At 63.2% G+C, this 22933-nt stretch carries 19 protein-coding genes and 1 pseudogene; 13 read left to right on the top strand and 7 right to left on the bottom strand.

Annotated features, from left to right (window positions below; translation table 11 throughout):
* Window positions 1–139: 139 nt before the first annotated feature.
* The 6 genes and pseudogenes from HDG39_RS10565 (at window position 140) to HDG39_RS10540 (ending at window position 6324) form a co-directional block, all read left to right on the top strand.
* Entirely contained in the window at window positions 140–985 is an 846-nt protein-coding gene (locus HDG39_RS10565) for an urea carboxylase-associated family protein (protein WP_184005668.1), read from the top strand.
* Between the two features lie 107 nt (window positions 986–1092).
* Window positions 1093–2337 (top strand): D-amino acid dehydrogenase, encoded by a 1245-nt coding sequence (locus tag HDG39_RS10560; RefSeq protein WP_184005666.1) that lies wholly within the window; start codon window positions 1093–1095, stop codon window positions 2335–2337.
* A gap of 561 nt (window positions 2338–2898) precedes the next feature.
* Complete coding sequence (locus HDG39_RS10555) at window positions 2899–4425, top strand: glycosyltransferase family 39 protein (protein ID WP_184005664.1); 1527 nt, start codon at window positions 2899–2901, stop codon at window positions 4423–4425.
* Window positions 4426–4437: 12 nt separating this feature from the next.
* A pseudogene (locus HDG39_RS10550) lies at window positions 4438–4770 on the top strand (UbiA family prenyltransferase); the annotation flags it as partial.
* A gap of 113 nt (window positions 4771–4883) precedes the next feature.
* The gene (locus HDG39_RS10545; RefSeq protein ID WP_184005660.1) at window positions 4884–5240 is read left to right on the top strand and encodes a SpoIIAA family protein; all 357 of its coding nucleotides are present in this window, start codon (window positions 4884–4886) and stop codon (window positions 5238–5240) included.
* Between the two features lie 181 nt (window positions 5241–5421).
* Window positions 5422–6324 carry an NAD-dependent epimerase/dehydratase family protein gene (locus tag HDG39_RS10540; protein WP_184005658.1) on the top strand — a complete coding sequence of 301 codons (903 nt, stop codon included), beginning with the start codon at window positions 5422–5424 and terminating at the stop codon, window positions 6322–6324.
* A 288-nt stretch (window positions 6325–6612) separates the two neighbouring features.
* Here the strand turns inward: HDG39_RS10540 and flgM are convergent, their stop codons facing one another.
* Complete coding sequence (flgM, locus tag HDG39_RS10535) at window positions 6613–6924, bottom strand: flagellar biosynthesis anti-sigma factor FlgM (protein ID WP_184005656.1); 312 nt, start codon at window positions 6922–6924, stop codon at window positions 6613–6615.
* 861 nt (window positions 6925–7785) lie between these two features.
* Between flgM and HDG39_RS10530 the strand changes: the two genes are divergently transcribed.
* Window positions 7786–8253 (top strand): CBS domain-containing protein, encoded by a 468-nt coding sequence (locus HDG39_RS10530; protein WP_184005654.1) that lies wholly within the window; start codon window positions 7786–7788, stop codon window positions 8251–8253.
* 31 nt (window positions 8254–8284) lie between these two features.
* Window positions 8285–10300: an acyl CoA:acetate/3-ketoacid CoA transferase gene (locus tag HDG39_RS10525; protein ID WP_184005652.1), complete on the top strand. Its 2016-nt coding sequence runs from the start codon at window positions 8285–8287 to the stop codon at window positions 10298–10300.
* A gap of 72 nt (window positions 10301–10372) precedes the next feature.
* Here HDG39_RS10525 and HDG39_RS10520 read toward each other — a convergent pair whose 3' ends face one another.
* A complete protein-coding gene (locus tag HDG39_RS10520; RefSeq protein ID WP_221305685.1) occupies window positions 10373–12763 on the bottom strand; it encodes a filamentous hemagglutinin N-terminal domain-containing protein in 2391 nt (796 codons plus the stop codon).
* Window positions 12764–13257: 494 nt separating this feature from the next.
* On the opposite strand from HDG39_RS10520, the gene HDG39_RS10515 reads away from it, so the two are divergent.
* Entirely contained in the window at window positions 13258–14481 is a 1224-nt protein-coding gene (locus tag HDG39_RS10515; protein ID WP_184005650.1) for a YeeE/YedE family protein, read from the top strand.
* Window positions 14482–14499: 18 nt separating this feature from the next.
* Here HDG39_RS10515 and HDG39_RS10510 read toward each other — a convergent pair whose 3' ends face one another.
* Window positions 14500–15165, bottom strand: coding sequence for a DUF4410 domain-containing protein (locus tag HDG39_RS10510; protein WP_311666761.1), 666 nt, complete (start codon window positions 15163–15165; stop codon window positions 14500–14502).
* 324 nt (window positions 15166–15489) lie between these two features.
* Between HDG39_RS10510 and HDG39_RS10505 the strand changes: the two genes are divergently transcribed.
* The gene (locus HDG39_RS10505) at window positions 15490–17142 is read left to right on the top strand and encodes an FAD-dependent oxidoreductase (protein WP_184005646.1); all 1653 of its coding nucleotides are present in this window, start codon (window positions 15490–15492) and stop codon (window positions 17140–17142) included.
* Between the two features lie 43 nt (window positions 17143–17185).
* Here the strand turns inward: HDG39_RS10505 and HDG39_RS10500 are convergent, their stop codons facing one another.
* Window positions 17186–18088 (bottom strand): ATP adenylyltransferase family protein, encoded by a 903-nt coding sequence (locus HDG39_RS10500; protein WP_184005644.1) that lies wholly within the window; start codon window positions 18086–18088, stop codon window positions 17186–17188.
* A 51-nt stretch (window positions 18089–18139) separates the two neighbouring features.
* A complete protein-coding gene (locus HDG39_RS10495; RefSeq protein ID WP_018422486.1) occupies window positions 18140–18625 on the bottom strand; it encodes an adenosine-specific kinase in 486 nt (161 codons plus the stop codon).
* 414 nt (window positions 18626–19039) lie between these two features.
* Here HDG39_RS10495 and HDG39_RS10490 point away from each other — a divergent pair, with 414 nt between their 5' ends.
* From HDG39_RS10490 to HDG39_RS10480, 3 genes are all read left to right on the top strand, one after another.
* The gene (locus tag HDG39_RS10490) at window positions 19040–20347 is read left to right on the top strand and encodes a tryptophan leader peptide (RefSeq protein ID WP_184005641.1); all 1308 of its coding nucleotides are present in this window, start codon (window positions 19040–19042) and stop codon (window positions 20345–20347) included.
* Window positions 20348–20415: 68 nt separating this feature from the next.
* Window positions 20416–20745, top strand: a complete 330-nt coding sequence (locus tag HDG39_RS10485) for a hypothetical protein (RefSeq protein ID WP_184005639.1) — start codon at window positions 20416–20418, stop codon at window positions 20743–20745.
* 33 nt (window positions 20746–20778) lie between these two features.
* A complete protein-coding gene (locus tag HDG39_RS10480; protein ID WP_184005637.1) occupies window positions 20779–21624 on the top strand; it encodes a GNAT family N-acetyltransferase in 846 nt (281 codons plus the stop codon).
* 113 nt (window positions 21625–21737) lie between these two features.
* Here HDG39_RS10480 and HDG39_RS10475 read toward each other — a convergent pair whose 3' ends face one another.
* Entirely contained in the window at window positions 21738–21875 is a 138-nt protein-coding gene (locus tag HDG39_RS10475) for a hypothetical protein (protein ID WP_184005636.1), read from the bottom strand.
* 25 nt (window positions 21876–21900) lie between these two features.
* Window positions 21901–22857, bottom strand: coding sequence for a LysR family transcriptional regulator (locus tag HDG39_RS10470; protein ID WP_184005910.1), 957 nt, complete (start codon window positions 22855–22857; stop codon window positions 21901–21903).
* Window positions 22858–22933: the final 76 nt, after the last annotated feature.

Below are 22933 nucleotides of genomic sequence, written 5' to 3'. Positions count from 1 at the left end.
GGGTCAGACGTCATGGAGGCAAAAAAAACATGTCAGAGATCGATAAGGAAAGGGTCGTTGCGGTGCTGCGTCGCCCGGGCGATGACGACGCCGCCTCGTCGCGGCACGGCGCCGGCCTGAGTTCGACGGAGAATGCATCATGCTGAATCATCCTGCTGCCTATCAGTCCACCAAAGGCTCAGCGCTCGACGTCGACAAGACGTTCTATCGGCGCATCGCCTCTCAGCACGACACCCGCACGCTGGTCGAATCGATCGTCGTGCCGATCCGCTCGGGACAAGCGTGGACCGTGCCGGCCGGCCACGTGTTTCGCATTGTCACGATCGAAGGCCCGCAGGTTGCCGACCTGAACATGTGGAACCGGCACAACCCGCGCGAGCGCATGTGGGCGTCGCGCACGCGCCAGTTGCAGCAGGCGCACGTGAGCACGTTCGACCGTTTGTGGTCGACGCTGCCATTCCTGCGTCCGATGGTAACCATCACGGATGACAGTCTCGCAGGCTACGGCGTCGACGAGCACGGCGGCCGTGTCCACGATCTGCTCGGCACGCGCTGCGACCCCTACGTGAACCGCATGCTGACCGGCGAGGATTTCCATTTTCACTGCCACTCCAACCTGACGCGCGCCATCGCCCCGTATGGATTGACTGAGTACGACGTCCACGACGTGCTCAACGTGTTCCAGTGCACCGGCCTGAATCTCGAGGACAAATACTTCATGAAGGCGTGTCCGGCGAAGAAAGGCGATTACCTCGAATTCTTCGCGGAGATCGATTTGCTGTGCGCGCTGTCGACCTGTCCGGGCGGCGATCTGTCAGTGCCGATGTGGGGACCCGACGCGCGCGACCCGCTGGAAGTGTGCCGGCCGCTTGGCGTCGAGGTCTGGCAACTCGCGCCACGGATGCTGGATGGATGGACGCCGCCGGCGGTGGCTGCCTACAAAGGGCAGCACGGAATGGTGCTGAATCAGCCGCAATGGAAGTGAGACTGGTGCCTCCTGTCCAGCAGGAATCGATGGTGGCGCAGCACAAAAGCCAGAGCGAGACCGCGCTGCCTTGAATGCCCGCCGGCGCCCTTGTATCTGAGGACATCATGAAAGTTATCGTGCTCGGTGGCGGGGTAGTCGGTGTGACAACTGCGTACCAGTTGCAGAAGGATGGCCATGAGGTGGTGATCGTCGAGCGGCAGCCTTTAGTCGCATCGGAAACCAGTTGGGGTAACGCGGGCATGATCGCGCCCGGGCATTCCTTTGTCTGGTCCTCGCCCAAAGCGCCCATGATTCTGCTCAAATCGCTGGTGCTGAAAGATCAGGCGTTGCGGTTCAAGTTCTCGGCAGATCCCAGGCTTTATAGCTGGTCGTGGCGTTTCCTGATGGAATGCACATCAGAGAAGGCACGCCGCAATACCCTGCTCAAGCATCGGCTTGCCGCGTACTCGCAACGCGTGCTACAGAATGTGATCGCTGAGGACGCCATCGAATACGATCGAAATGACCGCGGAATTCTGTATTTTCATCGGACTCAGGAAGCGCAGGATCGCGGAGTCGAGCATATGAAGCTGCTGGAATCCGATGGGCAAGTCATCATGGTTCTCAGCCGCGATCAGGTCGTCGCACTCGACCCGTCGCTGGCTTCGGCAAAAAACAGGATAGCGGGTGCCATTTACTGCCCGACCGATGAGACCGGAGACCCTGCGAAGTTCACCCGCGCCCTTGCGGAAAAGATTGTCGAGCGTGGCGGTACGCTTCTGACGGACACCACCATCGACGGCTTCGAAACCGCTGGGCAGGACGTGGTGGGCATAAGAACGAGTCGCGGCCTTGTAAAAGCCGACGCGTATGTGCTCGCCCTTGGCCCATATAGTCCGGTTCTTGGCCGACAGATCGGCATCGATCTTCCGATCTATCCGATCAAGGGATACTCCCTCACGATTCCGATCGATGGCCGGCCCTTGCCACCCTCGGTCGCAGTGGTCGACGAGCACAACCTGGTCGCAATCTCGCGCTTCGGCGACCGGATCCGGGTCACCGCAACGGCGGAGTTTGCTGGCTACGACACGAGCCACAAGCCTTCTGATTTTGCGTTTATGAAGAGCGTGACACAAGAACTCTACCCGGCCGGCGCCAACTACGATCGCGCCGAAATGTGGGCCGGTCTCAGGCCGATGACGCCGACGAACTTGCCGTTTCTTGGGCGCAAGAAGTATCGCAATCTTTATCTGAATACCGGTCACGGTCATATCGGCTGGACCATGTCACACGGATCGGCTCGAATCACGGCCGACCTGATCGCGGGACGAACCCCGGCGATTCCGATGGTGGGGCTGCTTTGCGACTGATGGCGACGCGTTTTGCAGCCAAAACACGGGGCCCCAGCCGAACGATGCCAGCAAACTATTGCATCGACGGGTCGAATCCGTCGCGCACGACCCGTCGGTACACGTCGCGCTCAAAGAATTGCGACTTCGAGACGCGCTATCGCGCGTCACGCGCAGCTTTTCGCCATCAGATCCACTGGAACACTGGCGACGGTTGCGCGGCTTGTGTCAGGGTTGATACGATCCACGCCCAGCTCGGAGCTTCCTCAAGCGCATCTGCAATTGCTAGGCGTTTCTCGATATCAACCGCAAGCGTGGAGTGGATTGCTTCCAGCATGCAGCCGGCAAAGGTGTTGATTGCGGCCGAGTTGAGCGCCGCGTCAAGAGAATCGGCTCTCCGGCTTGACCACACGGGTCAATTTCTGCCGCACCCCCGGCCCTTCATCAAAGCCTTTTTAATTTGATCGGGCGCCACGGGTTGCCGGGCAGTCTGTCAGGATCGCGCCCCTCCTCCGTAAGCTCATATTACAATGCCGGGCCAAAACGCTGCCCGGTACGGCGGCACACAGACCCCAAGGTTCAATGTCGACCCAGCTTTCGAATCCCACGTCGCTCGGCTCAGCCTCCGACAAACCTGCCGCCGCGCGCATCGCATCACTCGGCTGGCTGTTACCCTTCCACGCGCTGGTCTGGACGCTCGCCGCCTGGCTCGCGCGCGGCAATCTCGACATCCAGGGCGACATGGTCGAGACCTATGTCTGGGGCATCGAGTGGCAGGCCGGTTACGCGAAGCACCCGCCGCTTTCGTCGTGGGTCGCAGCGGCCTGGTTCAGCGTGTTCCCGCATACCGATCTCGCGTATTTCGCGCTGTCGGCGGTGAACGTGCTGGTCGGCCTGGCCGGGATCGTCGCGCTCGCCGGGCGCTTCGTGCCGCGCCAGATCGCGATCATCGCCGGGCTTGCGATGGCGGTCTCGCCGCTTTACTCGAATCTCGCCATCAAATTCAATCCGAACGCGATCCTGCTGTCGGTCTGGCCGTGGACCGCCTACTTTTTCGTCCGCTACGTGCAGCCGGGCAGCCGCCTCGCGCGCAGCGGCGCGGCGCTCGGTCTCGGGGCGTGCGCGGCGCTTGCCGTGCTGGGCAAGTACTTCACGATCGTGCTGCTGCTCGGGCTGTTGCTGGCATTGCTCGCGCGTCCCGCATGGCGTGCGCGCCTCGTCAGCCTCGATTCGCTGCTCGCGGTGGCGGCGGGTATCGCCGTGCTGGCCCCGCATGTGCACTGGATGATGGTGAATCATTTCCCGACGCTCGAGTATGCCGCGCAACGCACCGGCGGCACGCTTCTCGCCGCGGTCGGGCGCTTTGGCATCTACACGCTCGCGCAGATCGGCTATCTCGCGCTCAGTTTCGTTTTCGTGCTGTTGATGGTGCGCACGCGCGGGGCTGCGCGGCTCATGGCGCTGAGCGTTGTTCGGAGCGCGTCGTACCCGGATCTCTGGTGGCTCGCGCTGGGGCCACTGTTCGCGGTGGGCGTGCTGTCCGTGATCGGCAAGACGCAGATGGCCTCGGTCTGGGGCATGGCGCAGTGGTTCGCAATGGTACCGCTCTGGCTTGCCGTGCTCGTGCAGGCCCGCTTCGAGTTCGCGCCGCAGCGTGCCATACGGGTCATGGCGGTGTACTGGGCGCTGGTGCTCGCGGTATCGGCAGTGGTCGGCTACACAGGGGCGCGGCGCAATTCCGACGACGCGGCCGAGCCGCGCGCGGAACTCGCGGCAGCCGCGCAGGCGGTGTGGCACGAACGCACCAGCCAGCCGCTGTCGATCGTGGCGGGCTCGACGCATGAGGCCGCTTCGATGGTGTTCTATGACGGCGGCCGCGCCCGCTTCTGGGACCTACACTGGCCGGCGGCAACGCCCTGGCTCACACCCGCCGATTTCGCGCGCCGGGGCTCGCTGATTGTGTGCCGTGGCGACGACCGAGGCTGCATCGCGACGGCATCGTCGCTAAGCCATGCAGCGCCGATTGCGCTTGAGGTGAGCAAGACCGCATGGGGACGGGAGTTGCCTGCGCATCCCTACCAACTGTTCGTGATCGTGCCGCAGTCGTGAGCCACGCGGACCATCACGCCGTATCGCGGCCGGCCGCTCGTCGTCGATCTCGACGGCACGCAGTTGCGCTCCGACGTTCTGATCGAGTGCGTGCGGGCCTTTCTGAAGGCCTCGCCGCTGCGCTGCTGGCAACTGCCAGTCTGGCTGCTGCATGGTGGCAAAGCGGGCCTGAAGGCGCGGCTCGCGGCCGGCCGTGCGCTCGTGCTTGCAACCGCCACGCACCAGCGTTATGCGCAGGCCATCGCGGATCATCCGGGCTGCTTCGACGAGGTCCATGCGACCGAGGGTGAGGTCAACCTGTCGGCAAGGCGCAAGCGTGATGGCCTCGACTGCCTCTCAGGGGAAGATCGGCTCGTGGCCTAACCGAGCGCGTGGAAAGAGGTACCATGAGTACACCGTCGAACGCCAGGCTCGTCCGTGCCTGAGCGTGTAACGTCTCTCTGGCCAGGGGTCCTGCCATGATCCTGTATCACACCGTTCCCGATTCGCCGGTCATCGAAATATCCGTCGAAGGCAAAATCACCGACCATGAACTGCGCGAAGCCATCGAGCGCATGCGTGGTGATCTTGAACTGAACGGTAAGACCCGCGTGCTCGAACGCATTGAGCATTTCAGCGGCATCGAGCCGAAGGCGCTATGGACCGACATGACGCTCGGCGTCTCCGTCGCCCGCAAGGTCACGCGCGCCGCCGTCGTGGCCGACGCGGGCTGGATTCGCGCCTCGACGCATTTGGCCCGGTTCTTTACGAAGGCTGAAATCAAGGTGTTCCACCTCAACGAGCTGGAACAGGCGCGAGCCTGGATCAACGCCTGAACGTCGTCTCCAGCCGGCCGCATAGGGCAGAGGACGGCCAGTTGGAGCCGCACAACTCAACGTCAGAACTGTTACTGCCGAATCAAGGACACGGGGCGCAACGATCCTATGATGGAATGAGGCCGCGCGACACGCGCGGAAAAGCGCTAAAACAAGTAGGAAAACAGGAGAAGAGGAGCACATGACGAAGCGAGTGATCGTGACCGGCGGCAGCGGCCTGGCCGGAAAATGGGTGGTTCAGAACCTGGTCGAGCACGGCTACGAGGTGATGAATCTTGATCGCGTGCCGATGGCGGCGCGCACGGCGCGCACGTTGATTACGGACATCACCGATGCGGGCCAGGTATTCAATGCGCTGGCATCGAGCACCGCGCCGGGAGAATTCGCCGACGACCTCGAACCAAAGCCGATCGACGCGATTGTGCATTTTGCGGCGATCCCTCGCATCATGATCACGCCCGACAACGAGGTCTACCGGATCAACGTGATGGGCACGTACAACATCCTCGACGCAGCGTCGAAGCTTGGCATCCGCAAGGTGATCGTGGCATCGAGCGAAACCACGTACGGTATGGTTTTCGCGCACCGGGATCGCAGTCCAGAGTACTTCCCGCTCGACGAGGAATACCCGGTGAACCCGATGGACAGCTACGCGACGTCGAAGGTTATCAACGAAGTGACGGCGAAGGCGTTCCACGCGCGCACCGGCTCTGACATTTACTGCTTTCGTATTGGCAACGTGCTCGAACCCAACGACTACGCGAAGTTTCCGGCGTGGCTCAAGGATCCAGCACTGCGCAAGAGGATTGCGTGGAGCTATATCGACGGGCGCGATCTCGCGAACGCGTGCCGGCTTGCCATCGAAAAGGACGGCCTCGGCTTTCAGGTCATGAACGTCGCGGCCGACGACGTGTCGTCCGACGTACCTACCGCGGAACTGCTCCGACGCTACTACCCCGGCGTGCCGCTCAAAAAGCAGCTCGGCGAGTTCGAGACCTTGCTCAGCAACGAGAAGCTCAAGCGCCTTCTTGGGTGGAACCAGCAACACTACTGGCGCGACGAAGCGAAAAAGATCGTCCAGTAATTGCGGGCCGGCACCCGGCCGGCCAATCACGCCGTACGAGTCTTCATCGACTGCCTTGCAACGACGCAGACCGGCGCAATGGCGTCGTTCCCGCAGTCGGGTGGTGGGTCTTGGGAAGAATTTTCGAACAAGCCCGCAGCGAAAATTCTCCCTGCGATGCACTGCGTTGCAGGCGTGCCCCACCTCGAACGCGGACCGACAATGAAGCCAATGGCTCGCCTTCACGGCTGTCAGCGCTGGCGCCTCCGTCGCTTATCCGCCGTCGGTATAGCCATGTTCAGCCGCCGGTCAGCGAGTAGTCGTTTGCAGCAGGTCGCGCGCGGTGCTTAGCATGCCGTCGGCGATCTTTCCGGAATCGACCTTGTAGCTGCCGTCACGCAGGGCGGCCTTGATCGACTCGACCTTCGCCGTGTCGATATCCGAATCGCTGGACGTGTGCATCGCGAACACTGACGAGAGATTAACCGTCGAATTCTGCGCGGCGGCAGCGCTGACTTGGTGCGCGGACTCGACGGTATCCTTCGGATCGCCGTTGATCGTTGCGTGTTGCGGACCGTTCTGCGAAGCCGCGAGCGGAAAATTGCTGGATTCAATCTTCATGGTGTGTGTTCCCCACTGGTTGAGTCCTTTAACGGTTCAGCGTTTGAAATCTTCACCCTGCCGTGGGAAGCGGAACCGTGTCCACGTTTCGCCGTGAGCCGCTAAGCCTTGCCGGGCGGGCACTCTAGCCGCCTGCAGCAAATTGCAACAAAGTGTGAGCAATACCACACAACGGCTATGAGCTGATCGAAGCGTCGACCCGCTCCGAATCAAAGGCGCAGGTATGCTTGAGAACACGACGCCGCACCCCATTTTGCTTGCTGTGAACAAACGTACCCGCCGCCCCTTGCAGCCTCGATGGCCTTTTCCGCCAAGTCGCGATGTCGCTGGTCGCGCCTTTGGCGATCTCGTCGCGCTTCAATATTGCGGCGCGGACGTGTGGCTCTGGCGATGCCGATGCGGCGGCCATGTGACTTCCGCCCTGAAGACGGTAGAGAGCGGTGCAGTGCGTGATTGCGGCTGCCGTGAGCAGCGTCGCGTGTGGCGGTCGCGACCGGGCTCACCTGCGCTGAAGAGCGGCGAGGTTTTCGGCCAGCTGACGACCGAGCGGTACGCTGGCGATGGATTCTGGGTTTGCCGGTGCGACTGCGGTGGTGAGGCGACAGTTAGCGCCGGACGCTTGCGAATGGGCAAGGCGCGCTCGTGCGGCAGGTGCCTCGTCGCTTCGACTCATCGAGTGGCGTAGCGCCGGAACGGAAAATGTTCGTTCGACTCAGGTCAAGCGATCTACACTGCAATTCAACGAAGAAGAAAATACCGCCAGCCTTGGCTGGGTCTGGACGACCGTATTCCGATTTCGCTTTGATTTCGCTTTGATCAAGCGTGGTCCGTACATGCTCCCCTTTCTGTCTGGAGGCGGTCATGAAAAAGGAGAGGAAGACAGCACGGCAAATTCTGTCCGGGAACCCTCGGGAGGTTATCTCAGTGGGCCCCGACGACACGGTGCTGAACGCGTTGCAGTTGATGGCCGACAAGGACGTGACGACGGTGCTGGTGCTGCAGGGCAGCAATCTGGTTGGCGTGCTGTCTCAGCGCGACTACGCCCGCAAGGTCGAGGTGCTTGGCCGCAACGCCGCGAACACCAGGGTTGGCGACATCATGACCACCCAGGTGCTTTACGTGACGCCCGAGCATACCTGCGATCAATGCCTCGCATCGATGCATACCCGGCGGATCCGGCACCTGCCTGTGATCGAATCCGGGCGCGTCATCGGCGTGCTTTCCGACAGTGACGTGCTGGAGGAACTCCTGCAGGAGGACGAGCATTTCATCAGGATTCTCGAGGACGACATGCTCCATCTGACCATTGATACCGGTGGCGCCTATTAGCCAGTCGCGCTCGAATCAGGCGAGGTGAAACGTGAGCACGCAATCAACCGCGGGGGCGCTTTCACCGGCCATCCTTTCCCGCTCGTCCGGCAAAGTGACGTCGGCGCGCGATGCCGTGCGCCTGATCCGCGACGGCGATACGGTCGCGACGGGCGGCTTCGTCGGCATCGGCTTCGCCGAAGACATCGCCATTGCCATCGAGGAACTCTGTACGGCGCGTGACGAGGATGCGTTAGTCACCCTCCCAAAGCCCGCCAACCTCACGCTAGTCTATGCGGCCGGCCAGGGAGACGGCAAGGAACGCGGACTGAACCACCTGGCGACGCCGGGACTCGTCAAGCGCGTCATCGGCGGACACTGGGGCCTCGTGCCGAAGCTACAGCAGCTTGCGGTGGATAACCAGATCGAGGCGTATAACCTGCCGCAGGGCGTGATCAGCCACCTGTTTCGCGACATTGCGGCCGGAAAGCCAGGCCATCTCTCCCGGGTCGGGCTCGGCACCTTCGTCGATCCGCGCTTCGGTGGTGGCAAACTGAACGAGCGCACCACCGAGAATCTGGTCGAGTTGATGCGGATAGGCGACGAGGAATATCTGTTCTACAAGGCCTTCCCGATCAACGTCGCGATCGTGCGCGGCACCACTGCCGACCCGGAAGGCAATGTGACGATGGAGCGCGAAGCCCTGACACTGGAGGCTCTCGCGATCGCCATGGCCGCGCACAACTGCCACGGCCTCGTGATCGTCCAGGTGGAGCGCATCGCCGAAAGCGGCTCGCTCAATCCGCGACAGGTCAAGATCCCCGGCGTGCTGGTCGATTGCGTCGTGCTGGCGCCGCCCGAGAACCACCAGCAGACCTTTGCCACACCATACAGTCCGGCGTACGCCGGCGAAATTCGGGTGCCCGCGAGCAGTGTGGCGCCGATGCCGATGAGTGAGCGCAAGGTGGTCGCGCGACGCGCGGCAATGGAACTCCAGCCAAACAGCGTGGTGAATCTCGGAATCGGCATGCCCGAAGGCATCGCCAGCGTCGCCAACGAGGAAAGGATCCTCGACCTGCTGACGCTGACCACCGAGCCCGGCGTCATCGGCGGCATTCCAGCGGGAGGCTTGAACTTCGGCGCGGCGACCAATGCGCAGGCGGTCATCGATCAGCCCGCCCAGTTCGATTTCTATGACGGCGGCGGGCTCGACGTCGCCTTTCTTGGCCTCGCCCAGGCTGATCGCATGGGAAACCTCAATGTGTCGAGATTCGGGCCGCGCCTGGCCGGCGCCGGAGGCTTCATCAACATCAGCCAGAACGCCAGGAAAGTCGTGTTCGTCGGCACTTTCATGGCGGGCCACAGCCAGATTTCGGTCGTCGACGGCAAGCTGCATATCCACCGTGACGGCACGGCCAGGAAATTCATCGAGGAAGTCGAGCATCGCACGTTCTCTGGCCCGTATGCGGCGGCACTGGGCAAGCCGGTCCTCTACATCACCGAGCGTTGCGTGTTCGAGCTGGGCGCCGAGGGCATGGAACTCATCGAGATTGCACCGGGCGTCGATCTGGAGCGCGATATTCTGGCCAGGATGGACTTCGCACCGATCCTGCGTTCGCCGACGCAGATGGACGAGCGGATTTTCCTGCCTGAACCGATGGGCCTGCGCTCGAATGTTTTGCGACTGCCGCTGGAAGCGCGCTTCATCTACGACGACGACAAGAACATCATGTTTCTCAATTTCGCGCGCCTCGAGGTGAAGCGTCCCGACGACATCGCGGCGATCCGGACTCAGGTATGGCGCGTCTGCGAACCACTGGACCACAAGGTTTATGCAGTGGTGAACTACGAGGGTTTCGTGTTGGACCCCGCGCTGGAGGACGCGTACGTCGAAATGGTCGAGGATATGGTGCAGCGCTACTATCTCGGCGTAACGCGCTTCACTACCAGCGCTTTCATGCGCGCCAAGCTCGGTGGCGCCCTTACGCGGCGCGGGCTGTCACCTTATGTCTATGAGACGGAGGCGGAAGCCCAGGCCTACCTGCGCGAACAGTCGTCAAACCGCTGAATCCGGCTTGCATCGTGATCGCGGCACCGAAGGCCCAGTGCGCCCGCGCCGGGTTCTGTCGGACCCTCGATGTCAGTGCCCTGCCAGCCAGCGCAACTGAGGCCCCGGATATCCCGCGACCCACGTGCCGTCCGCGCTGAAATCCCACGTCGGACCGAAGCTCGCCGGCTCGAGCAACTGGGTGTCCGTGAGTCCGCTCGAACTGGCCACCGCCGTGCCCGAACCGACACCCGCCGCCGCCCCCGACGATTGGCTGTTCCAGAACACGTTCGCCGCGATCTGGCCGCTGTTCGTGCCCGCGATACCGCCCTTCGTCGAGTTCGCGCCCGCCGTGAGTCTGGACGCGGCATACGACTGGCGGATGAAGCCCGTATTGATGCCGACAAGTCCGCCGACAGTCGCGCCGCCGTTCAGGAATTCGTAGGCATACGATCGGCCGATGACGCCATGGTTGGTGCCGACGAGTCCGCCGACCGTGTTTTGCGCACCGGCTGTTGCGCGGCCGATCGCGAAAGACTGATCGATGCGACCGTCGTTCAGGCCGACCAGCCCACCGATCTGGCCCACGCCGACGATGTTCACGCCCGCCCACGAGCGCTCGATGCGCCCAAAGTTCTCGCCGACCAGACCGCCGGCCACTGTGCTCGTGTTGCCCGGGGCACCGATGGCGCCCGTTGCGCCGACGTTCACCATGTATCCGTAGTTGATGCCGGCCAGCAAGCCGACCGTTTCTCCCGAGGACGTCGCGGTGCCGTCCGCGAGCGTGAAATTGCGCACGACGCCGCTCTTGCCGATCACGCCGAAGAGTCCGGTATCGGCCGCGCTTGAGAGACGCAGATCCGCGGGGAGATGCCCCCTGCCGTCGAACTGACCGGTGAACGGATTCGCGGCGGTGCCGATGCCTCCGAACTCCGGCGCACCCGCGAATTCCAGCCCCCTGCTGCCCAACGCATAGTTGCCGGCGAGGTTGTTATTCACTGCGCTCAGGTCCGTCATGGAGTTGACGAGTTGATAGGCCGTGAACTGCGTGACGAGCCCGGTAAACGGCGCGGGGTGCCACGATACGTTGGTGTACACGGTGCCGGGCGTGTAGCTGCCGTTCATGTCGTACAGGCCGCTGACGATGCCCATGCTTCGCGACCAGTCGATCGTGCCCTGGTTGGTCAGACTGCCGCCGTTGTCGAAACCATAGGTGTCGGCGGACAGCGTGAGCGAGCCTGTGCCCCTATTGGCGATGGTCGCCTGCGGTGCGATCGTCAGCGAGTGCGCCGCGTCGAGCGTCAGGGAGGAGGCTCCGTGCCAGCGTACGCTCGCTTCGATCGCGATGTCTCCCTCGCCGGTCGCCCCGAGCTTGCCGTCCGCGCCGTTCGCGAGCACGGAGATGGACGCGCCGTTGCTCAGACTTGCGCCGAGCGTGTTGGCGGTGGGGACGTCCGCGGTGAAGTCCCCAGTGGTGATGTTCCATGCTTTCGCCCGCACATCCGCGCCGCCGACCTTGACGTCCTTGCCGGACATGTCGAGCGTCCCGCCGCTGCCGTCCGCGTTACGCGCGCTGATCTGCGCGCCGCGCGCATCGACGTTGCCGGAGTTGACGACGACCCCATTGACGGTGGTGTTCGCGACGAGCCAGACGTGGCCGTCGCGCGTCGCGGTGCCGGTGGCGCGCAGGGCGCCCGAATGACCCGCGAGCGCGAAGATATTGCCGTCGGCCGCCTGCACGTTGATGATCGCCGCCTGTACCGTGCCTGAGTTCGTCACCGTGCCGCCGCTTCCCACCTCCACGAAGACTTGTTGAAAGTGGCCGTCGAAGAGCCGGACCTGACGGCCTGCGACGAGTTCGGCATTGCCGTTCGGCGCATCGATCGTCCCTGCGTTCGTGACCTTGCTGGCCGATATCAGGAACACGTCCCCACCCGACGAACTGATCTTGCCGAGATTGACTACATCCGCCGTGGAACTGCCTGTGTAACCCGAGCCACCGAACACGGGCGGGTTGAGAAAGACATCGTTGGGGACGTCGAGCGTCGACGCGACGAAACGCCCTCCCGTCGACACCACGCCGCCTGGCCCGATGAGCACGCCATGCGGATTGACGAGATAGATACTGCCGGTGCCCTTCAGCGTGCCGTAGATCGCCGACACATCGTTACCCGTCACGCGATTGAGTGTCGCGCCCGTGCCGTTGTTGATCGACACCGTGCGGCACGATCCGATCGAAAAACTGTTCCATTCGATGATGCCGCGCGAGCCCGCTTGCGTGATGCTCATGCTGGCATCGTTCTGAGTGATGCTTCCAGAGCCGGCGACGAAATGCCCGCCTTGCGGCAGGGTACCCGCCGCGTACGCGACGTGCGTCGTGGCAAGTCCGGTCAGCGAAATGACGATGGCAAATGAAATTCGCACGCTTGCATGACGGCGTTGCGATGGACGTTGCCGCAGCAGAGATGGCCTTCGAGTGCTCATACATCCCCCTTCCACGCTCGCGCGAAACGGCTGCCAACGACCCGCGGAGCCGACCGGAAGCGCGTGAGTCGCCGCGTATGAAGGTTAGCAGTTCGCCTCGTCGCCACTTAACGACCGTGGCTGATTTGGTCGATATTTCGGCCCGAAATGTTGTTGCGCGACTGGGACGGGATCACCGTCGCCTTCCATCTTGATAACGATTTCAATGCAAATTTGAAATACCGTTATTACGGCAGGTCATTAAGTCAATGGTTTCAAGCGCCGTCGACCACCGTCAAGCCCCGTGCGGCGGGCCTTGCAGCCTGGCGGCACCGCCCGCGCCCGGATTCGCCATCGAGCAGCGCGAGCCTTGCTGGGCAACAGCCGCAACGCGACATTTCGGTATACTTCCGAGCTTTCCCAAAAACGATTATTCGCGGCCCTCCTCCCGCGCAGCGACCGCCGTTTCATAGGCGTGCCGCCCTCGCGCGACAAGCGTGTCCGCCCCGCCCATCATGTCCGATCTCTCCACGCCGTTCAGCGCGCCCCGCCGTCTCGTCAACATCAATCCGAAGCCGCTCGCCGTCGCGCTCGCGCTGGTCGTGCTCGGCGCGATCTATCTCGCGCAGACCGTCAGCGTGAAACAGGCCGCGCTATACGTCCTCGGCGCGCTGCTCGGCGTCACGCTCTATCACGCCGCGTTCGGCTTCACGTCCGCATGGCGCGTGTTCATCGCCGACGGCCGCGGCGCCGGCCTGCGCGCGCAGATGCTGATGCTGGCGATCGGCGTGCTGCTGTTCTTCCCGGCGCTTTCCGCCGGCACGCTATTCGGTCATCCGGTCGTCGGCGAAGTGTCGCCCGTCGGCACGTCGGTCCTGATCGGCGCGTTCATGTTCGGCATCGGCATGCAGCTCGGCGGCGGCTGCGCCTCCGGCACGCTGTATACGGTCGGCGGCGGCAGCACGCGGATGGTGGTCACGCTGATCGCATTCATCATCGGCTCGGTGATCGGCACCGCGCACATGCCGTTCTGGTCCGCGCTGCCGCATCTGCCGCCGATCTCGCTCGTGCAGACGCTCGGCGTCGGCCCGGCGATCGCGCTGAACCTCGTGGTGTTCGCGGCCATCGCCGCGCTGACCGTGCTGATCGAAAAGCGCCGTCACGGCCGTCTCGTCAGCGACGTGGATCGCGCCCCGAACGCATCGCCGTGGCTGAATGGCCCGTGGCCGCTCCTCGCCGGCGGCGTCGTGCTCGCGATCCTCAACTTCGTGACGCTCGCGCTGTCGGGCCATCCGTGGGGCATCACGTCGGCATTCGCGCTGTGGGGCGCGAAGGCGTTCTCCGCGATGGGCGTCGACGTCGCGAGCTGGCATGTGTGGAGCACCGGCCCGAACGCGGCCGCCCTTGCCGCACCGATCAGCCACGACGTGAAGTCGGTCATGGACATCGGCATCGTGATCGGCGCGATGGTTGCCGCTTCGCTCGCCGGCCGCTATGCGCCGGTGTGGCGTCTGCCGCTGCGCTCGCTGATCGCGGCGATCGTCGGCGGACTGATTCTCGGCTACGGCGCGCGCCTCGCGTACGGCTGCAATATCGGCGCCTACTTCAGCGGCATTGTGTCGGGCAGCCTGCACGGCTGGCTGTGGCTCGTCTCGGCATTTTTGGGCAACGTGGTCGGCACGAAGCTGCGTCCGGTGTTCGGCCTCGCGGTCGAGCGCGTCAAGCAGACGGGCTGCTGAGCGTGCGGCTTCGGCCGCCTATCGGGCGGGGGCTGCGCCGCCGGCCTCCCTTGCCTCCGTCTGAAGCCGTCGCGCGAGTTCGTCAGCGATCTGCTCCGCGCTTTTCCTGACCGCCGTCTTTTCATCGCGGCCGGACAGCACGACCTTCGCGGCGATCACGTAAGGGTTGAGCTTGATCACGGCGCCCGGCATATCCCTGCTCGCCCCCTCTTCAACAGTTTCATAGAGCGGCGGTAACTCCGGCGTAGCCAGGTTATCGCAGGAAACCGCGACCTGAAACTGGCTTTGGCCCGCGCCCATGCCCACCATCGCGCGACGCAGCCGATTACCCTCATCGACACTGAGAAAAACGCCGCGCACCTGCCAGCCGCCGTGGGGCAGCGGGTCACCCGGCGTGACGCGGCGCGCGTCTACTCCGGCCTTCTTCAGATCGTCCGTCAGAGATTGCGCCATCAGCGCAACCATGTCTCGCGCACGCGCCTGCGGATCCTGCTGCTGACGCAGCGGGCCCTCAGGCACGAGATTGCCCAGGATGCCTCGCGCGCGGTGGCCGGGCCCGCTGTCAGGGGCGATGTTCGCGGCGTCGAGATCGAAATCGGAGACATAGACGACCGGCGGCGCGACAGGAGCCGCGAGCGCCGCCGACGAATCCGCGGCCAGACATGCTTGCGCGCTGGCACACACGTACGTCGCCAGACACACCATTCGCACCCATCGAAACTCCATTGCGCACCTCCACGCTGATCGCCTGGCACTGGTTGCATGGCAGCGACGAAATACGGCATTCATACCGCGGCCGGTTCATCCATCTTAGGTCTTTCAGAAGCGCACCCATGGCTCGATCGTCTGCAGCGCGATCTGAAAATCCTATACTGGGTCGGTGCGGTTGCTGACTTCGCGCCTTGTCTGCACATCCGTTCGCGCGAGTCCAATCGTCCGACATGACGCCGCTGAAACGCGGTGGACCGCGCGTTACGTGATCTGCCTGACAGAACGGAAAACCAAGCCATGCTGACGATCGACGACATCCGCGCCGTGCCGCTGTTCTCGACCCTCCCCGACAGCGAACTGGAAATCCTCGTGCACGCGTGCGCCGACCTGCATCTATGCGCGGGCGAGTTCGCGGTCCATGAAGGCGGCGAGCGCGCGTTATACGCCGTGCTGTCGGGCAAGATGGAAGTCATCAAGACGTTCGACGGCATCGAGCGAACCTTGGGCTGGCGTCTGCCCGGTACGATCTTCGGCGAAGTGCCGCTCGCGCTGAGCTCACCGTTTCCGGGCGCGTATCGAGCGGCCGAGCCTTCGCGCGTGATGCGGGTCGACGCGCCGCAATACTATGCGCTCGCGGCGGCGTCGCCCGAGGTGGCGTTCAAGATGGGGGCGCTTGCTCGCGAACGCATCGGCGGGCTGCAAAGTCTTTCCGCCGAGCCGCCGAAGGCGCGTGTGACGATCGTCGGCAACCGTTGGGACAATGCGTGCACGCTGCTGCGCCAGTTCCTCGCGCGCAATCAGATCAGCGTCGACTGGCTGGCGCCGGATGCGCCCGAACTGGCCGCGCGCTGGCCTGGCACATGTCCGGCGGAAGGCGAGTGCCCCGCTTTGCGCCTCGTCGACGGCACGGTGCTGAGGCGGCCCGCGACCCGCGAGCTTGCGGGACTGCTCGGCCTCCAGACGCAGCCGCGTCTGGCCGGATACGACACGGCGATCATCGGCGGCGGCCCCGCGGGGCTGGCGGCGGCGGTATACGGCGCGTCGGAAGGTCTGCGCACGCTGGTGCTCGAGCGCGAGGCGCCGGGCGGACAGGCGGGCACGTCCTCGCGCATCGAAAATTATCTCGGCTTTCCCAACGGTGTTTCCGGCGACGAACTCGCGAGCCGCGCGCTGCAACAGGCACGGCGGCTCGGCGCGGAGATCCTCGTGACGCGCTCGGTCGAGCGCATCGATGTGCAGGCGCGGCGGATTCATCTCGATGGCGGCGACGCCGTGCACGCTCGAACCATCATTCTCGCGACGGGCGTCACGTGGCGGCGGCTTGCGATCGACGGCTTCGACCGCTTGATCGGCAAGGGGATTTACTACGGCGCGGCGCGCAGCGAAGCGAGCGCGACGCACGGCCTCGATGTCCATCTGATCGGCGGCGGCAATTCGGCCGGCCAGGCGGCGTTGTACTTCGCCAATCATGCGCGCAGCGTGACGCTCGTCGTGCGCGGCGATTCGCTCGAAAAGGGCATGTCGCGCTATCTCGTCGAACAGCTAGCGGGCAAATCGAATGTCGCGGTGCGGCTGCGCTCGGAAGTCGTCGGCGCGCATGGCGATACGCATTTGACGGCCATCACCGTTCGCGATTCGACGAGCGACGCAGTGAGCCGACACGACTGCGGCGGTCTGTTCGTCTTCATCGGAGCGGATGCGCAGACGGAGTGGCTGCCGCCCGAAATCGCGCGCGACGTGCGCGGCTACGTTCTGACCGGCGATGACGTCGTCAAGGCCGGACGCTGGTCGCATCAGCGCGATCCTTATCTGCTCGAATCGAGCGTGGCTGGCGTGTTCGCGTGCGGAGACGTGAGACTGAGTCCTGTGAAGCGCGTCGCTTCGGCCGTCGGCGAGGGCAGCATGGCGATTGCTTTCGCACACAGGTATTTGCAGTCGGACGGTGCTTGAGTTCGTCGCGTGAGTTTCTGCTGCGCGATCGGTTGCGCGGTCGCTATGTATTCGCAGGCAGCGCGACGCGTTCCAATACCGTCATCGGGCCGAGCCTTTCGATCACATCCAGTTGAGCCGCGTCGCGCACGAACAGCGAGCCCGCAAAGCCGAGCGCGTTGACCGACACGCCTTCGACTCGCTCTTGCGATCTCGGCACGAGCAACATCCAGCGCCGCGTGACCAGCAGGTTGTAGGGCGTCGCATGACAGCAGGCACGGTCGATTTCGAGCGCGCCGATATCCGCCGCGTCGAGCAGCGTGCGATAGCGGGAAAGCGCCAGCTTCGGCGCATCCGCGCGAGCCAGATCATCGGCATGAAAGCGTGCGAACGCATGCCGAAACGGCAGATCCGGCAAGCCGTTCTCCGCACCGAGCAAGGGCTCGACAGGCACGGACGGATCGACTTCCCCGAGCGGCAGCGGCACGATCTGCAGGTGCTTGTGCGGCTGGCTCGCGCCCGCCTGCGTGCCGGCGTTGTAAAAGCCGATGCCGTCGAATTCGGCCATGCACGCGAGCAGCGCTTCGAAATCGGCAAGATTGAGCAGCGCTTCCTGCGGTTCGAATTCGCGCGTGACGATCAGCAGATGATGATCGATCACGTTGAACTTGTTCAGCAACGCGAGGTGAGTATCGGAGATGTCGGCGACGAACAGATCCGGCTCATAGGGAAGAAATGGGTTCGCCTGAAGGTGCTTTGCCGTCTGCAGTTTTCGCGCTTGCTCGCGTTGCTGTTCCTTGCGCGTCAGGCTCGACACCTGACGCACGAGAAAGCGGATGCCGCCGCTGTCGATCACGGACTGTTGCGTGTCGATCGGTCGCAGCGCGCCGCAGCTCAGCGCATGTCCGGTCTGTCGCACAATGGCGGGCCACAGCGTGCCCGGAATCAGGCGTCGTTGTCGTTCCATAGGACGTCGGCAGGCGTGGCGGCGCGCGTGAAGCGGGTGAACGCGCAGCCGCTACAGCTTGTAGCCTATCGTGCGCAAAAGATCCTTGCGCCATTGAATGTCTTCCGCGCTTTCCGTGCCGACAGGCGAAAAACCATCGACCACGCCGACGATGCCTCGCCCCTGATCTGTTTCAGCGATCAGCACTTCGACGGGATTCGCCGTTGCGCAGAAGATGCGGCAGACCTCCGGCACGGCCTTGATCGTGTTCAGCACGTTGACGGGGAAAAAGCCGTCGCCCAGAAACACGAAGAAGCTATGGCCCGCGCCGACGTTGGTTGCGTTCTGGCATGCCATCTCGACGAGGCTTTCGTCCGTGCCGGAGCGCCGCACGAGGCGCTTGCCGGAAGCCTCGCAAAACGCGAGACCGAACTTGATGCCGGGCACCGTGCCGACCATCGCTTCGTGAATATCCTCGACAGATTTGATGAAGTGGCTTTGCCCGAGAATGAAGTTGGTCGCTTCGGGCTTGACGACCTTGACGGCGGACAATTGCATGGTGGACCTCGCTCCATTGCGGCAACACGCCGATGAAAACACGTCGAACATGGGCCAACGCGACCGTGGATGGTTCGCGCGTCAGCCGGTCTTCGTCGATCCGGCTTCTAGCCTAGTACTAACCGCGCGTGAGCGAAACCTCGACCGACCACGAGCCGCGGGATTCGAATGCGCCCAGACACCGCTTCCGAGTCGCGCCAGTCCAGGATCGCGCAGGCCGAGAAAGCCTGACTTATGGCGGCACTGATCGACCAAAAGCCGATTGATCCTCATAGCGTTTTGACCCGCTTTAAACCCCTTTCGCACCGCGGCGACCTCTCCGGGTCAACAAGGTCAACCGCCGGTTTACGCCCCCGACCGAGTGTGCAAGTATCTTCACCAAGCCGCATCCCGCACACTCTTGCGAGGTTCACGATGGCCTGGAAACTTTGGAAGACCGAGAAGCGGTACGACGAGACGCGAAGCTGGCCGAGCGGCACGCATGAGTCGTTGAAGCAGCTTCTGGATATGTACCTGGGCAGCGACTCGCCACCGTTTGCGAACTGGGCCGCGCCTGGAATTACTTTTGCGCCCGAAGTCGAAACGCTCGCGCGAAACGGAGTTCGGGGGTATCAGCTTGCCCTCTGGTTGTGGCTTTTCGCCGAGAAGCACGGCACGATCGCGGCAAAAATGGTGCGTGAGTCTTTGTGCCTGCTCGCCGACGCGATGCAACCGTCGTCCGGCGACAGGATCGACTCGCTCCTCGACCTCGAAAACCGCCTCGCGCATTCTGTCGAGGACCTTTCCGCTCAACAGCGCACCTTCCGACTGGAGGGCATGTCCGTCGAGCTACCCATGGAGTTTTTCCTCGCTACTGCCTTCCTCCGGCTCGCACCGGACTCGCCTTATGCCGGGAACGAAGGCACCTACCTGCAAGGCAACGACTTCAAACTGGCTGACTGTTTTCACCATGCGACCGAAGAGGGGCTGGCGGTATTCCGGCCCATGATAGACGCGGTCGACTTCGACGCGAAATCGCTGCCCAACTGGAGATGGAGCGCTCATCCCGGCGCCGCCGAGCGACACCTGCAACGCCGCCACAAGAATCCCCTTTTCGCCCTTCATCGCCAGATGGTGACGGCTCACGAGGTCTATGAGGCACGGCTTGCCGACGCTCGGGCCATCGAGGACATCAGGACCGAGCTCAATGAGACTAGCCGGTCGTTCTCCGAGACGACCGAATTGCCCTTGAACTGGCAGCCCTTCCTCGAAGGATACCGGGACCACGTCGACAGGCTTGACGAACGCCGGCTCGTCGTTGGCGGGCAGAGCACGCCGCTCGGCAATGCAATTGCAGCGTTGCGCGCCGACATACTCGCGACCTGGCGCGCTTCGATTCACAAGAACCGGCACAATCTCGCGACTCTGGAGCAGGAAGAAGCGAAACGGGCCGAGCGACGGACGCTGCTGTATGGATGCGAGTGGACGGCCCAGCTTTTGAGCCACGGGTCGCTGATTCCGCCGGAAGAGGTGGTTCCCGCCCTGCTAAGCGAGCCCCCCTCCGAGCTGGAAAAGGTGGTGACCGGTTTGCGGGGCGAACCGCGACTGCATGAGACGCTTGCGCAGTGTTGTGCAACTGCGCATCGGCTTGTGAACGAGCTTCGCGCGGCTGGCCATCAGCTTCCCGACATCGACGACAAGCTTCGCATTCTGGATGGTGCGCCCGGCCAGTTGCCGGTCTGATCGGCTTCCAGGTGTGCCATGTCTTGTTACCTAATTGGATGCCACGCCCGACCCACAAAAGGCCACTTATGAACTCTTCCTCTCGCGACGCGCTCGATGTAGCGACCGAGGCGGTATCTATGCTTTCAGAGTACCTGGAGCTTTCGCTAGACAAAGGAAAGAGCCTGATTTTTGTGCTCTCTCAAGGCGAAAATAGCGAAGTCTACCTTGGTGATCCTGGCGAGCCAGACGCGGACTGGATAAGCTGCGCGGCCATTCCGAACAAGCTGGTCCGCGCGCTTCTGGAGACCACGCGGTCAGGATTCAACCAATTGGTCATTGAAGGACAGGCCTACCGCTTCGCTCGGACCTTCGCGCAAGTTGCCGGGCAGGGCGCTGTCGTCTTCACGCCTGCGTAGACGTTGTAGCCAATCACGTTGATGCATTTGACCATGGATGATCGTGACGATTTCCTTGTGCGCAACATGTCGTTGCGCGAGGTCGATCTGGCGGTCGAATGGGCTGCGGCAGAGGGTTGGAATCCGGGCCTCGACGACGCGAGGTGCTTCTGGAATGCGGACCCCAATGGCTTTTTCGTCGGTACCTGGCGCGGGGAGCCGGTGGCATGTATCTCGGCAGTCGCCTACGATGAGCGCTTCGGTTTCATTGGCCTCTACATCGTCAAGCCGGCGTTTCGCGCCAGGGGTTTCGGTCTGCGCACCTGGCAGCACGCGATGCGCTATCTGGGCGATCGTACGATCGGCCTGGATGGTGTCGTTGCCCAGCAGCAGAACTATCAAAAATCCGGCTTCCAGCCCGCCTATCGCAACATCCGCTTCCTGGGCGTCGTGCAAGCCGCGTCGAGGCCAAACCTGACGAACGCGCGGGAGGTACCCTTCGCGCAATTGGTTGCCTACGACAGCGCATGTTTTTCGACCGCCCGTCCCCGCTTCCTGGCAGACTGGATCGCGCAACCACAGGCGCTGGCCCTGGCGGATGTGCGCAACGCTCAGATAAGGGGTTACGGCGTGCTGCGCCGTTGCGGGACCGGCTACAAGATCGGTCCGCTCTTTGCCGACGACGCACGGATTGCCAACGATCTGTTCGACGGACTGGTCGCGAGCGTCGCAGGCGAAGCCATCGCGTTCGACGTCCCGGAGGTCAACGCGGCCGCCGTAGCGCTCGCTGAACGCTACGGCATGGTTAGCGCGTTCGAAACGGCGCGAATGTACACTCGCGCCCCGCCGGCCATTCCCGTGCAACGCGTGTTCGGGGTGAGTTCGTTCGAACTAGGTTGACTGCAAAGATCGAGCCGCTGGAAAAAATCGGTCGGTGATGCGCTAGACCTCCACTACGATCCGAGCGGTCCGCCCCGAAAGGGAACGATCATCGAGCGACCGTAAGCGGCGACTCATGCTTCAAGCTTCACTTCGTCGCGCGAAGGCTTGGTACGAACGCTCAGATAGCCGACGGTCTTGCCGCCTTCAATCACCGGCGTGACGTTCGCGCATACCCAATAATGGTCGCCATTCTTGCGGCGGTTTTTCACGAGCGCTGTCCTCGCGACATGAACGTCACTTTCGCGAGACCCACTTCTTCCTTTCCGGAACTTCGACGACGGCGTCGACCGGTGTGAACGGTGCGTGAAAATGATCGACGAGGAAGTCGATGAAGGCGCGCGCCCGCGCGGTCTGATTGCGCTGCCTGGGGTAATAGACGAAGAGGTCCGCGGACGGCAGCACGGTATTCGGCAGCACCAGCTTAAGACGCCCGCTCTGTAAATACTTGGCCAGATCCCATTCAGAGCGAATCAGAATCCCATGACCGTCGAGCGCCCACCGAAGGGCAATGTCGCCGTCATTGCTCGATAGCGCGCCTTTCACCTTGATCGCCTCGATGTGGTCGTTCACGATGTAGCGCCACACGCCATAAGCGTCATCGTTCTGCCGATGAATGATGCAGCGATGCTGGTGCAGGTCCTCCACCCGCTCGGGCGTTCCAAAACGTTCCAGATATTTCGGGGACGCGCAAAGAAAACGGCGATTGCTCATGATGCGCCTGGCGCTCAGGCGACTGTCGGGTAGCTCGCCGAACCGTATCGCCATGTCGAAGGCCCCTTCGACGAGATCGACCGGCCGGTCTGTCACCTCGAATTGAACTTCGACATTCGGAAAACGCTTTGCGAAGTCAGAGACGAGCGGTGCGATGGTCGTCCTGCCAAAACCGAGCGTCGCGTTGACGCGCAACGGCCCATGCGGATCGCGTCTGGCGCCGGATATGGCCTCCTCCATCTCGCGGACCTGCCCGACGATCTGGGACGCGTAGCGCAGATAAGTCTCGCCCTCGGGCGTCAGGCTGACGCTGCGCGTGGTCCGGTTGACCAGACGCGCGCCGAGCCGCTGCTCGATGATCCCCAGCCGCTTGGTCGCCGCTGGCGGACTCAGATCGAGCGCCCGGGCGGCGCCGGACATGCTCCTGAGTTTCGCAAGGAGAATGAAGAACTCAAAGTCGGATGCGGGGGCAGTACTCACTTTGGGTGAAATATGTAGTGAACTTAAGTGAATTCTAGCAAGCTCTTTCGCGGCTAAGCTATGCACCACATTGAAG

It is taken from the genome of Paraburkholderia lebeckiae (genome assembly GCF_014201005.1).
Lineage (GTDB): Bacteria > Pseudomonadota > Gammaproteobacteria > Burkholderiales > Burkholderiaceae > Paraburkholderia > Paraburkholderia tuberum.
Note: the sequence above shows the minus strand (reverse complement) of the source record. Positions and strands in the feature narration are given on the sequence as shown.

Coding starts and splice junctions, on each gene's coding strand:
- HDG39_RS10515 (WP_184005650.1), top strand. CDS start 13,258: ATGTCCGATCTCTCCACGCCGTTCAGCGCGCCCCGCCGTCTCGTCAAC.
- HDG39_RS10485 (WP_184005639.1), top strand. CDS start 20,416: ATGAACTCTTCCTCTCGCGACGCGCTCGATGTAGCGACCGAGGCGGTA.
- HDG39_RS10505 (WP_184005646.1), top strand. CDS start 15,490: ATGCTGACGATCGACGACATCCGCGCCGTGCCGCTGTTCTCGACCCTC.
- HDG39_RS10495 (WP_018422486.1), bottom strand. CDS start 18,625: ATGCAATTGTCCGCCGTCAAGGTCGTCAAGCCCGAAGCGACCAACTTC.
- flgM (WP_184005656.1), bottom strand. CDS start 6,924: ATGAAGATTGAATCCAGCAATTTTCCGCTCGCGGCTTCGCAGAACGGT.
- HDG39_RS10555 (WP_184005664.1), top strand. CDS start 2,899: ATGTCGACCCAGCTTTCGAATCCCACGTCGCTCGGCTCAGCCTCCGAC.
- HDG39_RS10480 (WP_184005637.1), top strand. CDS start 20,779: ATGGATGATCGTGACGATTTCCTTGTGCGCAACATGTCGTTGCGCGAG.
- HDG39_RS10545 (WP_184005660.1), top strand. CDS start 4,884: ATGATCCTGTATCACACCGTTCCCGATTCGCCGGTCATCGAAATATCC.
- HDG39_RS10540 (WP_184005658.1), top strand. CDS start 5,422: ATGACGAAGCGAGTGATCGTGACCGGCGGCAGCGGCCTGGCCGGAAAA.
- HDG39_RS10520 (WP_221305685.1), bottom strand. CDS start 12,763: ATGAGCACTCGAAGGCCATCTCTGCTGCGGCAACGTCCATCGCAACGC.
- HDG39_RS10530 (WP_184005654.1), top strand. CDS start 7,786: ATGAAAAAGGAGAGGAAGACAGCACGGCAAATTCTGTCCGGGAACCCT.
- HDG39_RS10500 (WP_184005644.1), bottom strand. CDS start 18,088: ATGGAACGACAACGACGCCTGATTCCGGGCACGCTGTGGCCCGCCATT.
- HDG39_RS10560 (WP_184005666.1), top strand. CDS start 1,093: ATGAAAGTTATCGTGCTCGGTGGCGGGGTAGTCGGTGTGACAACTGCG.
- HDG39_RS10565 (WP_184005668.1), top strand. CDS start 140: ATGCTGAATCATCCTGCTGCCTATCAGTCCACCAAAGGCTCAGCGCTC.
- HDG39_RS10490 (WP_184005641.1), top strand. CDS start 19,040: ATGGCCTGGAAACTTTGGAAGACCGAGAAGCGGTACGACGAGACGCGA.